This window comes from Vibrio variabilis (genome assembly GCF_003263785.1).
In the GTDB taxonomy this organism is placed as follows: Bacteria; Pseudomonadota; Gammaproteobacteria; order Enterobacterales; family Vibrionaceae; genus Vibrio; species Vibrio variabilis.
Genome location: NZ_JYJK01000130.1, coordinates 69741 through 82616 on the forward strand (window position 1 = coordinate 69741; position 12876 = coordinate 82616).

6 protein-coding genes and 5 pseudogenes are annotated in these 12876 nt (G+C 46.2%); 8 read left to right on the plus strand and 3 right to left on the minus strand.

Going from position 1 to position 12876, the window contains the following annotated elements; all coding sequences use genetic code 11:
* The first annotated feature begins 45 nt into the window (after positions 1-45).
* From TZ48_RS21685 to fldA, 3 genes and pseudogenes are all read left to right on the plus strand, one after another.
* Positions 46-803: pseudogene (locus TZ48_RS21685) on the plus strand (alpha/beta fold hydrolase).
* Positions 804-900: 97 nt separating this feature from the next.
* Positions 901-1122 carry a DUF2788 domain-containing protein gene (locus TZ48_RS21690; protein WP_042496654.1) on the plus strand — a complete coding sequence of 74 codons (222 nt, stop codon included), beginning with the start codon at positions 901-903 and terminating at the stop codon, positions 1120-1122.
* A 50-nt stretch (positions 1123-1172) separates the two neighbouring features.
* Entirely contained in the window at positions 1173-1706 is a 534-nt protein-coding gene (gene fldA, locus TZ48_RS21695) for a flavodoxin FldA (protein WP_112459625.1), read from the plus strand.
* A 70-nt stretch (positions 1707-1776) separates the two neighbouring features.
* On the opposite strand, the pseudogene TZ48_RS21700 reads toward fldA, so the two are convergent.
* A pseudogene (locus TZ48_RS21700) lies at positions 1777-2273 on the minus strand (DUF4442 domain-containing protein).
* Positions 2274-2474: 201 nt separating this feature from the next.
* Here TZ48_RS21700 and fcrX point away from each other — a divergent pair.
* The gene (gene fcrX / locus TZ48_RS21705; RefSeq protein WP_112459624.1) at positions 2475-2921 is read left to right on the plus strand and encodes a ferric iron uptake transcriptional regulator FcrX; all 447 of its coding nucleotides are present in this window, start codon (positions 2475-2477) and stop codon (positions 2919-2921) included.
* 88 nt (positions 2922-3009) lie between these two features.
* On the opposite strand, the gene glnS is transcribed toward fcrX, so the two are convergent.
* Together glnS and nagE are read right to left on the minus strand one after the other, a co-directional pair.
* Positions 3010-4677 carry a glutamine--tRNA ligase gene (gene glnS / locus TZ48_RS21710; RefSeq protein WP_112480684.1) on the minus strand — a complete coding sequence of 556 codons (1668 nt, stop codon included), beginning with the start codon at positions 4675-4677 and terminating at the stop codon, positions 3010-3012.
* A 204-nt stretch (positions 4678-4881) separates the two neighbouring features.
* A pseudogene (gene nagE, locus TZ48_RS21715) lies at positions 4882-6410 on the minus strand (N-acetylglucosamine-specific PTS transporter subunit IIBC).
* A 511-nt stretch (positions 6411-6921) separates the two neighbouring features.
* Here nagE and nagA point away from each other — a divergent pair.
* From nagA to asnB, 4 genes and pseudogenes are all read left to right on the plus strand, one after another.
* Positions 6922-8058: an N-acetylglucosamine-6-phosphate deacetylase gene (gene nagA, locus TZ48_RS21720; RefSeq protein WP_112480686.1), complete on the plus strand. Its 1137-nt coding sequence runs from the start codon at positions 6922-6924 to the stop codon at positions 8056-8058.
* A gap of 2 nt (positions 8059-8060) precedes the next feature.
* Entirely contained in the window at positions 8061-9275 is a 1215-nt protein-coding gene (gene nagC, locus TZ48_RS21725) for a DNA-binding transcriptional regulator NagC (RefSeq protein ID WP_112480688.1), read from the plus strand.
* 104 nt (positions 9276-9379) lie between these two features.
* A pseudogene (locus TZ48_RS21730) lies at positions 9380-10960 on the plus strand (cation:proton antiporter domain-containing protein).
* 215 nt (positions 10961-11175) lie between these two features.
* Positions 11176-12839, plus strand: a pseudogene (asnB, locus tag TZ48_RS21735) (asparagine synthase B).
* Positions 12840-12876: the final 37 nt, after the last annotated feature.

The following is a 12876-nucleotide window of genomic DNA, read 5'->3' on the forward strand; positions in this document are numbered from 1 at the left end:
TTCCGCGATGAACCTCCACGTTAAACACATCACGAATAACAGAAAATGTCAGCTTTATTAAACTACAAAAGAGAAGGTCAAGGTAAGCCAGTCGTTCTAATCCATGGGCTGTTTGGTGACCTAAATAATCTTGCGTACTCGCCAGAGAACTGAAACAGGATCATGATGTCATTAGTGTTGATCTCAGAAACCACGGTCGTTCATTTCATAGTGACGATCATGATTATGCACTAATGGCGAGTGATATCATCACGTTACTAAAAGAGCTCAAGGTCGAAAGGCCTATTGTTATCGGCCACTCAATGGGCGGTAAAGTCGCCATGAAACTGTGTGATTTTGACTCCCCTATTGAGAAGCTCGTGGTGATGGACATGTCTCCTGTTAGATACACGACCCGTCGTCACGACAATGTGCTCGCTGGCCTCAATGCCGTCTGTCAGCAAACTCCGAAGACTCGCGCCGAGGCCATGACCGTCATGAGCGAGCACATTGAAATAGACGGCGTGCGTCAGTTCTTGGGCAAATCGCTTTTTAATGCAGGTGAGCACATGGGGTGGCGTTTTAACCTAAAGGCATTGGAGAAAAACTACTGGAATATTCTAGACTGGCAACCAATCAACAAAACCAACACACCCGTTTTGTTTCTCAAGGGTGCAGATTCCGATTACCTGCAAGCCGATCACCAAGCACAAATCCAACAGCAGTTTGCGCAAGTGAAGGTACATATTGTTGCCAACACCGGGCACTGGTTACACGCAGAAAAGCCCAACGAAGTGCTGCGCGCGATACGCAAATTCATTTAATTTGACCTGTATCGTAAGCGGGTTGATTTCCATGGATTAACTTTAGCGAGTAACAATGGTATAGTTCCGCGCAAGCATATTGGCACAAAGGAATACCATGCTTTACGACTATATAGATAAACTCGAGTCCATTGGTTTGGATCTGTTGTTTGCGTCGATCTTTTTTCTGATCGGCATGGCAATCAAAGATGTACTAAAACAAGGCAATGTCCCGGTGTTTGGTCGACGTATTGTGTGGCTTGTGCTGTTCTTAGGCTGTGCAGGTTTTGTCGCGAAAGGCATTATTCAGCTAAGCTGGGAAGGTACAGGACTAGGCTAATTACCTCCATTCCTGAGTCCAACGAAGACAGATAAAAAGGTACTGAATTTATGGCAAGTGTAGGTCTATTCTTTGGTAGCGATACTGGCAACACAGAAGCTATTGCAAAGATGATCCAAAAACAATTGGGTAAACAGCTCGTTCACGTTCAAGACATTGCTAAAAGCAGCAAAGAAGACATCGACAACTTCGATCTGCTTCTACTTGGCATCCCAACTTGGTACTACGGCGAAGCACAAGCTGATTGGGATGACTTCTTCCCAGAACTTGAAGGCATCGACTTCTCAACTAAGCTAGTGGCTATTTTTGGCTGTGGCGACCAAGAAGATTACGCTGAGTACTTCTGCGATGCGATGGGCACAGTGCGTGACATCGTTGAAGCGAAAGGCGGCACTATCATTGGTTACACGCCAACTGAAGGCTACGAGTTTGAAGCGTCTAAAGCACTCGTTGAGGGTGATGAGTCTCAATTCGTTGGTCTATGTATCGATGAAGATCGCCAACCAGAGCTGACTGACGAGCGCGTATCAAACTGGACTAAGCAGATTTACGAAGAGATGTGCCTAGCTGAGCTAGAAGATTAATCTCAACGCTTTTAAAAACCTCCGCATGGAGGTTTTTTTACATCTGTACTAAGCAATACCTAGCATGAGGTCAGGCATTGAGTGCCTCAACATCACGAAACTGGGCTTTTTTACGAATGTAAAGCTTACGCTGAATGGTTGAAACGACCTCACCTTTGTCGTTTTGAATGTGGGTAACAAATTCTGGGAAGCACTTTTCACCTGTTTGTGTGCTTTGCAAAATGTCGTCTAGCATATCTTGACTGATGACAAACTCCGCTCGCAAATCAGAAAACCCCGGCTTAATGAAGTCAATGCTGGCTTCCTTATCCCAAACGTAATACTGCTCACGCAAAATTCCCATTAACATCAATGAGTAGATAGGATCCGTCATCGCAAATATGCTGCCACCAAACTGAGATCGATTGGCGTTTTTGTTCCACCAACGCAGCTTCAAACGCACTTTAACACTGCGAAAGTCCTCACTGATTTCCTCAATACGAATACCCGCCCCCAAAAAGGCGGCCAGATGTTCAGCGCAAACTTAACGTACTTAGGTTTGTATATTTTGGCGAGTCGTTTGTCCATCGGATCCATCCATTACTACAAGTCCATTAAATGTAAACAAATTGTAACTGGTCAGACGTGCTTGTAAAGTGACACAGTTCCACTTCTATGTTAATAGTTAGTAACCCTTTGAACTTCACGGTTTATTGTTACGCGCTAGTACCCTATAATGGACGGATACATGAAATCTGTTTATTGCTGCAGATCATCACAGGAAAGTTTATGTCAGACAATAACAAGGCACTTAAGGACGCGGGACTGAAGGTCACGTTGCCTCGACTAAAAATTTTAGAAGTACTGCAGAAGCCAGAGTACCAACACATCAGCGCAGAAGACTTGTATAAAAAGCTTATCGACCTTGGCGAAGAGATCGGTCTAGCGACAGTTTATCGCGTACTTAACCAATTTGATGATGCTGGTATTGTTACTCGCCACCACTTTGAAGGCGGTAAATCCGTATTCGAACTATCAACTCAACACCACCACGACCATCTAGTATGTCTAGACTGTGGTGAAGTGATTGAATTCTCTGATGACCTTATCGAGACTCGTCAGAAAGAAATCGCATCCAAATACAATATCGAGCTGACTAATCACAGCTTGTACCTATACGGTAAGTGTATTGGCGGCGCGTGTAAGACTGACCCTAAAGCGCATAAGCCTAAGTAAGTCTTTATTTGGATATGAAAAAACCAGCCATCAGGCTGGTTTTTTTGTGGGTTGGTAGTAGAAGGGGGCGCTTTCTGCCCCAATAAACCTACTTCCCTTCAATCTTCGCCCAAGTATCACGAAGACCAACCGTGCGGTTGAACACCAAAGACTCAGCAGTAGAATCTTTAGAGTCCGCACAGAAGTAACCCATACGCTCAAACTGGTAACCTTGCTCAGCTTTCGCTGCCGCTAGGCTTGGCTCAACGAAACCGTTGATCACAACCAGTGAATCAGGGTTAATAGTTTCAGCAAAGTTATCTGCCGCTGCTGGGTTTGCTACTGTAAATAGGCGATCGTATTGACGAATCTCTGCTGGAAGACCTTTGTCCGCAGATACCCAGTGGATCACGCCCTTCACTTTACGACCGTCCGCTGGGTTTTTGCCTAGCGTTTCTGGATCGTAGCTACAGAAGATAGTCGTGATATTGCCTGCATCGTCTTTCTCGATACGCTCAGCTTTGATCACATACGCGCCACGTAGACGTACTTCTTTACCTAGCACCAAACGCTTGTACTTCTTGTTCGCTTCTTCGCGGAAGTCTTCGCGTTCAATCCAAACTTCACGAGTAAATGGTACTTCACGAGTGCCCATTTCTTCTTTGTTTGGATGGTTAGCAAGGGTTAGCGTCTCACCTTCACCTTCGTAGTTCTCGATAACAATCTTAACAGGATCAAGGACTGCCATCGCACGAGGTGCGTTCTCGTTTAGGTCATCACGAATGCAAGATTCTAGTGAACCAAACTCGATCATGTTCTCTTGCTTAGTCACACCAATACGCTTACAGAACTCGCGAATTGATGCCGGCGTGAAGCCACGGCGACGTAGACCAGAGATCGTCGGCATGCGTGGGTCATCCCAACCGTGAACCAATTTCTCAGTCACAAGTTGGTTTAGTTTACGCTTCGACATCACTGTGTATTCAAGATTGAGTCGGCTGAACTCGTACTGACGAGGCTGACAATCGATAGTAATGTTCTCAAGTACCCAATCGTACAGACGACGGTTGTCTTGGAACTCAAGCGTACATAGTGAGTGGGTAATACCTTCTAGCGCATCTGAGATACAGTGCGTGAAGTCATACATTGGGTAGATGCACCACTTGTCACCTGTTTGATGGTGCTCAGCAAAGCGAACACGGTATAGAACAGGGTCGCGCATCACCATGAACGATGAGCCCATGTCGATTTTAGCGCGTAGACATGCTGTGCCTTCTTCGAAGCCACCATCACGCATTTTCTCAAACAACGCTAGGTTTTCTTCAACTGGACGGTCGCGGTAAGGGCTTGGCTTACCTGGTGCGGTCAGCGTACCACGGTACTCGCGGATCTGCTCTGGACTTAGCTCTTCAACGTACGCTAAGCCTTTGTTAATTAATTCAACCGCATACTCGTAGAGCTTATCGAAGTAGTTTGATGAATAACATACTTCACCAGACCACTCAAAGCCCAACCAGCTTACATCATTCTTAATTGACTCAACGTATTCAACGTCTTCTTTTTCAGGGTTGGTGTCATCAAAGCGCAAGTTGCACTGACCCTGGTAGTCCTGAGCAATACCGAAGTTCAAACAAATAGATTTCGCGTGACCGATGTGCAGGTAGCCATTTGGCTCCGGCGGGAAACGAGTATGCACGCTAGTATGCTTGCCATCCGCTAAATCTTTATCAATGATTTGGCGAATAAAGTTCGATGGACGAGCCTCAGCTTCACTCATCTATAACACCTCTATGTTTTAAGTATTGTCAGATATATAAACGCTAATGATCCACAATTCTTTGAGAAACCTCAACAAGAACTCGCATTTTCATTAGATTATTTTAGTACTGATTTATAGACAGGGGATTGGCAAGGTTCTGAAGGCACAAAAAAAGCCTCTCGGGGGAGAGGCTTTGGTATGGAAATCAATGAGTCAGAGTGATTATGGCAGTTTCACTTCTGATAGGTCTTCACCAGCGCCGATAGACTTCATTTCGCCAGCGATGATTTCTGCTAGAGGGCCAAGGATAACTTGTAGGTTGTTTTCACCTAGTTTAACCACACCTTTAGCACCTAGCTTCTTAAGAACGGCTTCGTCTGCAACAGAGCGGTCTTTAAGCGTAAGACGTAGGCGAGTGATACAAGCATCGATAGACGTTAGGTTATCGTGACCACCTAGAGCTTTTAGGTATTGGCGAGCTAGGTCACCGTTTTTGCCTTCACCAGCAGCTACTTCTACTGCTTCGTCATCGTCTTCACGACCAGGCGACTTCAGGTTGAATGCGCGGATTGCGAAGCTGAATGTGAAGAAGTATAGAGCACCGAAGCCAAGACCGATTAGTAGTAGTACGAATGGCTTAGTTGCTAGACCCCAGTTCAAGATAAAGTCGATTAGACCTGCAGAGAAGCCGAAGCCGTGTAGCGTACCGAACATGTTAGCAACCACTAGAGCAAGACCAGTAAATACTGCGTGCATTGCGTATAGAGCTGGAGCTAGGAATACGAACATGAATTCTAGTGGCTCAGTGATACCTGTTAGGAAAGAACAGAATGCTACTGAGAATAGTGCGCCACCTACTTGACCGCGTTTTTCAGCTGGAGCTGCTAGGTACATTGCTAGTGCAGCACCTGGTAGACCAAACATCATTACAGGGAAGAAGCCGTTCATGAATACGCCAGCGCCTTTGTCGCCGCCGAAGTAACGGTGTAGGTCACCAGACTTAACTGTTTCAGTGACTTCTTTAACAGTTGCTGTGATTTCAGGCGTTACTGAGTTAGCAAATTCGAACGTGTGAGACTGACCAGCAACTAGAGTCTTAGCAAGAGCTGGGTCAACACAAAGCTGTTGTAGTGCAGGAAGTGCTTGACCAGCTGCTTGAGCGCCAGTAACTAGAACTTCTTGACACGTACCCATACCGAACCAGAAGTACGAGTTTAGTACGTGGTGTAGACCTACAGGGATAAGTGCACGGTTAAGTGTACCGTATACGAATTGGCCAACTGCGCCAGATGTAGATACTGCGTGTGCTAGTGCGTCTAGGCCGCCTTGGATTGAAGGCCAAACCACACCAGAAACTGCACCTGCTACTAGAGCAAACAGACCTGCATGATAGGTACAAGACGCTTACCAGAGAAGAATGCTAGCCACTCAGGTAGACGAGTTGCGTGGAACGCATTGTAAGAGTGACCTGCGATGATACCTGCGAAGATACCGCCGAAGAACGACATATTCACGTCTGCGTTAATAGTTGTTGCTGTTGCTGTCAGTACGAAGTAAGCAACCGCACCAGCAAGACCTGCTGCACCGTTACCATCTTTAGAAAGGCCAATCGCAATACCTAGACCGAAAAGAAGTGGCAATTGGCCGAAGATCGCACCACCAGCTTGTGCCATAAATGGAATGTCTAAAAGGTCGCCTTGACCCAAACGTAGTAGAAGCGCCGCAATTGGTAGCGTTGCGATAGGTAGCATCAATGCCTTACCTAGCTTCTGCGCATATCCTAGAATATTCACCTTAAGTTCCCCCTATAGGATTTGAATTTTTTGGACGACTTATTTTAGCCGTTCAATTTAGTCCTATTCAGTGTATGGAATTAAATTCGCCCCGCAAATTAAAACCTTATCAATTGTGATCCTAATCACCAGTTTTTGCCAAAATACAGGCTTTTTGCTAGCGAGATCATAAAACTTATTTTATCATACGAAAAAATAGCCAAATCTAAGTAGGATTCTGGTCAGGAGAGTTGCAAACACAAGCAGTTAAGTTGCGATATAAATCAAGTTTTATACCGTATTGAAACGCTAAAAAACGATAATAACTCTCATGTAATCATTAAGTTACTTTGATTACTTTAACTATTTATAACTTGCTGACTAACAAATTTGTTTCGTTACTAAGAGCTAGAAATCAAGTAAAATCAATATGATTCAAGCACTGCGTCGTAACGGGCTAGAGAGAATACAACACAAGGATTCACTAACTATGTATGCATTAACGAACGGTAAGGTCTTCACAGGTACTGATGTTCTGACCAATCATGCGGTGATCATTGATGGCGACACCATCCAATCTATCGTCCACGAATCAGAGCTGTCTGCCTCTATTGAGCGTATCGACCTTAACGGTGCGAACCTAAGCCCAGGCTTCATTGACCTACAGCTCAACGGATGTGGTGGTGTGATGTTTAATGACGAAATCACAGCAGAAACCATTCATATCATGCATAGAGCCAACCTAAAGTCTGGTTGTACTAGCTTCCTACCAACGCTTATCACATCTTCTGATGAGAACATGCGTCAAGCTCTATCTGCTGCACGCGACTACCACAACCAGTACCAAAATCACTCTCTAGGTCTGCACCTTGAAGGTCCTTACCTAAATGTAGCGAAAAAAGGCATTCACAGCCCAGATTTCATCCGCCAATCTGATGAAGCGATGATTGATTTGATCTGCGAGCACCGTGATTTGGTTGCCAAAGTAACGCTAGCGCCTGAGCAAAATGCTCCAGAGCATATCCAGAAGCTTCGTGACGCCGGTATTGTTGTCTCTATCGGTCACACCAACGCCACTTATGAAGAAGCGCGCAAAGGTTTTGACGCAGGTATCACATTCGCCACTCACCTATTCAATGCAATGACGCCAATGACAGGTCGTGAGCCTGGTGTTGTTGGTGCGATTTACGATACACCTGATGTGTACGCTGGCATCATTGCCGACGGTTTCCACGTTGACTACGCAAATATTCGCATCGCGCATAAAGTGAAGGGAGAAAAGCTCGTATTAGTGACGGATGCCACAGCTCCGGCGGGTGCTGACATGGAATACTTTATTTTTGTCGGTAAGAAAGTATATTACAAAGATGGCAAGTGCGTAGATGAAAACGGCACCCTAGGTGGCAGCGCACTTACCATGATAGAAGCGGTTCAAAATACAGTTGAGCACGCTGGTATCGCTTTGGACGAAGCTCTTCGCATGGCAACGCTCTACCCAGCAAAAGCTATGGGCTTAGATAGTAAACTTGGTCGCATCAGAAACGGCATGGTGGCTAACCTGACGATTTTTGATAGAGACTTCAATGTTCAAGGCACGGTTGTTAACGGACAATACGAGCAAAATTAAGCATGAATGGCGGACAAATAGGTAACGTAGATTTAGTAAAACAACTCAATAGCGCAGCGGTTTACCGTTTGATAGACCAGCAAGGGCCTATTTCGCGCATTCAAGTTGCAGATGTCAGCCAGCTGGCGCCTGCAAGCGTTACCAAAATTACCCGCCAACTGCTCGAGCGCGGCCTCATTAAAGAGGTCGCTCAGCAAGCTTCAACCGGTGGCCGTCGCGCTATCTCCCTCACAACCGCTGTGGAACCATTCCATTCAGTAGCGGTTCGATTAGGTCGAGACTACATCTCTTTCTCTTTATATGACCTAGGTGGCAAAGAGCTCGCGTTTTCTCACAAAGAGCTTTACTACACCAATCAAAACGAGCTAAGCGAAGGCTTAATTGTCGAGCTTCGTGAGTTCCTTAAAGAGCACAGCCCTAAAATCGAACAGTTGATTGCCATTGGCGTCACTCTGCCAGGTTTGGTTAACCCGACGACAGGTGTCGTCGAGTATGTACCGAATACCGACATCGATAAACTTGAGCTCGCAGACCTAGTCAAACAGCATTTCAAAGTCGAGTGTTTTGTTGGTAACGATGTACGTGGACTCGCGCTCGCCGAACATTACTTTGGTGCGAGCCGCGATTGCCAAGACTCGATTCTTGTCAGTGTTCACCGTGGTACCGGCGCAGGTATTATCGTTAACGGTCAAGTCTTTCTAGGCCACAACCGCAACGTCGGTGAAATTGGTCATATCCAAATTGATCCGCTTGGTGAGCAATGTCAATGTGGCAACTTTGGCTGTCTTGAAACGGTCGCATCAAACCCTTCTATCGTTAAGCGCGTGCGCACACTGATTGACCAAGGCTACGAGTCAACGCTGGCACTCAAAGAGCACATCACGATTGAAGATGTCTGCTCACACGCACTCAATGGTGACGAACTGGCGAAACAAAGCCTCGTTCGCGTAGGCAACCAACTAGGTAAAGCCATTGCCATCACGATTAACTTGTTCAACCCACAAAAAGTGATCATCGCTGGTGACATCACTATGGCGAAGGACATCGTATTCCCAGCGATTCGTCGTAACGTTGAAAACCAATCTCTGACGACCTTCCACACAGACCTTCCGATTGTGGCGTCTGAAATTGATAAACAGCCAACGATGGGCGCATTTGCGATGATCAAGCGCGCCATGCTCAACGGCGTTTTGTTACAAAAACTCCTTGAAGATTGAACAAATGTTGCGAAATAACTCAGCACGCTGAAGATAATTTCGAGTAGAATATAGGCCGCACAATCGTGCGGTCTTTTTTATCGTGGATAGTTAATAAAAAATATATGGAATTAATTCTCATCACTGTCGCCTTCGTCGCAGGCTTTCTCGCACTCAAATGCCAACTTCCCCCTTTAGTGGGCTTTCTGCTCGCTGGTTTCCTTTTGCATGACTTTGGCTTTGAGTCGACCACCACAATTACCACTCTTGCCGATCTTGGTGTAACGCTGCTGCTGTTTACCATCGGTCTGAAGCTCGATATTAAGACCTTACTGTCCAAAGAAATCTGGGCAGGTGCCACCGTGCATAACTTGCTATCCACGTTACTGTTCGCGCTGTTATTGCTAGGGCTTAAGTTCCTTGGTGTGACAAGCCTTGCCAGTCTCGACATCAACCAACTCATTCTGCTTGGCTTTGCCCTATCCTTCTCAAGTACCGTATTTGCCGTCAAAACCTTGCAGGAAAAAGGCGAAATGAACGCCACCTACGGCACACTCGCTATCGGTATCTTGGTTATGCAAGATATCTTCGCGGTGATCTTCTTGACCGCATCCACCGGTAAATTCCCTGAGTGGTATGCCATCGCACTGTTTGGTCTGCCGCTACTGCGCCCACTGATGTTTAAGTTCCTTGATAAAGCCGGCCATGGTGAAATGCTGGTACTAAGCGGTATCTTCTTTGCGCTAGTGATGGGAGCGGGTCTGTTCGAGCTTGTCGGAATGAAGCCGGATTTAGGAGCGCTAATCCTTGGTATGTTGCTCGCCTCGCATCGCAAAGCCTCAGAACTGTCAAAAGTCACTGTTTAATCTAAAAGAGCTGTTCCTAGTTTGCTTCTTCCTAAACATTGGCTTAGCCGACGAACCCACCATGCAAGGCTTTATCCTCGGTGCGTTACTGGTATTACTACTGCCACTCAAAGGCATACTCTATTTTGTTGTCATTAACGCCTTCAAATTCCGCGTTCGCACCTGTCTTCTTACCACGCTCACGCTATTCAACTTTAGTGAGTTTGGTCTGATTGTTGGTGGTCTGGCTTTCAAGCTAGGCTGGATCTCAGGAGATATCTTGGTGGCACTTGCCATCGCGGTATCACTGTCGTTTATCATCTCCGCACCACTAAACCGTGTGGGTCACGCCATTTATCTGCGCAGCGCCAAGTGGCTCAAAGAACAAGCGGCTGAGAATATCAACACTCGCGATCAGTTCATCAACCCTGGTGAAGCTCAAGTGTTGATTTTAGGAATGGGTCGTATTGGTAGTGGTGCCTACGATGAACTATTCGAGCGTTATGGCAAAGTGTGTCTTGGCGTAGAGGTACGTGAAGAGGCGGCTAAGCAGCATCAGCAAGAAGGTCGTAACGTCATAGCTGGTGATGCTACCGACCCTGACTTTTGGGAACGAATCCTAGATACAGCCCACGTAAAGCTGGTCTTACTCGCCATGCCCCACCACCAAGGGAACCAAACGGCGCTTGAACTGCTGCAAACCAAACAGTTTAAAGGTCAGGTTGCTGCGATTGCCGCTTATCCAGACCAACTTGCTGAACTCGAAGAGATGGGGTAAGCGCAGCATTTAACATATACAGCGAAGCTGGCAGCGGTTTTGCTCGCCACGTATGTGAACAGCTGCAACCTAACCTTAAATAATCGCCCTCAGTCAGCCACTTTTTAGTGGCTGACTTTTCCTTTTCTGACCAAAAAATAGCCCAAGTTAGAAAACATCCATCTTAACCGGCGCTCTGGTGAATAAAATTTAAAAAGACTCCACTTTTATTTTATTTTTCCTTCCTCACGGTTGCTTTTTTTTGAGCAGATGGCAAATTGAACTCAACAGCGTTAAATTTCATCTAAAAGGAAGTTGTATGTGTTCAGTATTTGGTATTTTAGACATTAAAAGCGATGCCGCCGCTCTACGTCCAGTGGCTCTTGAAATGTCTAAGAAACTTCGTCATCGCGGCCCAGATTGGTCCGGTATCTATGCCTCAGATAAAGCAATTCTAGCGCACGAGCGTCTAGCGATTGTTGGTCTTAACAGTGGTGCTCAACCTCTGTATAGCCAAGATAAAAAACACATCCTTGCTGTTAATGGTGAAATCTATAACCACAAAGAAATTCGTGCACGCTATGAAGGTAAGTACGAGTTCCAAACTGACTCTGACTGTGAAGTCATTCTGGCGCTATACCAAGACATGGGTGCGGACCTTCTTGAAGAATTAAACGGTATCTTTGCCTTCGTACTTTACGATGAAGAGAAAGATGAGTACCTAGTAGGTCGTGACCACATTGGTATCATCCCGCTTTATCAAGGTTATGATGAGCACGGTAACTACTACGTGGCGTCAGAAATGAAAGCCTAGTGCCTGTTTGTAAGACCATCAGCGAGTTCCCTCCTGGTTGTTTCTACGGCTCAAAAGATGCAGAGCCTCAGCGCTACTACATCCGTGACTGGAACGAATATGCTGCAGTACAAGGCAACACCACCAGCAAAGAAGAGCTAACTGAAGCCCTTGAAGCAGCAGTCAAACGTCAGCTTATGACCGACGTACCATACGGCGTTCTACTCTCTGGTGGTCTAGATTCTTCTATCACTTCAGCGGTTGCTAAACGTTTTGCAGCTATGCGTATTGAAGACGATGAGCAGTCTGCAGCATGGTGGCCACAACTTCACTCATTTGCGGTAGGTCTTGAAGGTGCACCTGACTTGAAAGCGGCTCGTGAAGTGGCAGACCAAATCGGTACCGTTCACCACGAAATGACGTACACCATTCAAGAAGGTTTGGATGCCATCCGCGATGTTATCTACCACATCGAAACGTACGACGTGACGACGATCCGCGCATCCACTCCGATGTTCCTAATGGGTCGTAAGATCAAAGCAATGGGCATCAAGATGGTACTGTCTGGCGAAGGTGCTGATGAAATCTTCGGTGGTTACCTCTACTTCCACAAAGCGCCAAACGCGAAAGAATTCCACGAAGAGACGGTTCGTAAACTGCTTGCACTGAACATGTTCGACTGTGCTCGTGCTAACAAATCTTTGGCAGCTTGGGGCGTTGAAGGTCGCGTGCCATTCCTAGACAAAGAGTTTATCGATGTAGCGATGCGTCTAAACCCTGAAGACAAGATGTGTGGCAACGGTAAGATGGAAAAACACATTCTGCGTGAGTGTTTTGAGCACTACCTACCAGAGTCTATCGCATGGCGTCAGAAAGAGCAGTTCTCAGACGGCGTAGGATACAGCTGGATTGATACACTAAAAGAAGTGGCAGAAGCTAAAATCACTGACCAGCAAATGGAAACAGCAGCATTCCGCTTCCCATACAACACGCCGACAACAAAAGAAGGTTACGCATACCGTGAAATCTTTGAAGAGTTGTTCCCACTAGAGTCAGCGGCGAAGTGTGTACCGGGTGGTCCATCAGTTGCTTGTTCTTCAGCGAAAGCGATTGAATGGGATGAGTCATTCCAAAACTGTGTCGACCCATCAGGCCGCGCGGTACAAACGGTTCATAACGACGCTTACTAATCGCTAGACACAAAAAAACCAGCTTCGGCTGGTTTTT

Coding starts and splice junctions, on each gene's coding strand:
- TZ48_RS21690 (WP_042496654.1), top strand. CDS start 901: ATGCTTTACGACTATATAGATAAACTCGAGTCCATTGGTTTGGATCTG.
- fldA (WP_112459625.1), top strand. CDS start 1,173: ATGGCAAGTGTAGGTCTATTCTTTGGTAGCGATACTGGCAACACAGAA.
- fcrX (WP_112459624.1), top strand. CDS start 2,475: ATGTCAGACAATAACAAGGCACTTAAGGACGCGGGACTGAAGGTCACG.
- glnS (WP_112480684.1), bottom strand. CDS start 4,677: ATGAGTGAAGCTGAGGCTCGTCCATCGAACTTTATTCGCCAAATCATT.
- nagA (WP_112480686.1), top strand. CDS start 6,922: ATGTATGCATTAACGAACGGTAAGGTCTTCACAGGTACTGATGTTCTG.
- nagC (WP_112480688.1), top strand. CDS start 8,061: ATGAATGGCGGACAAATAGGTAACGTAGATTTAGTAAAACAACTCAAT.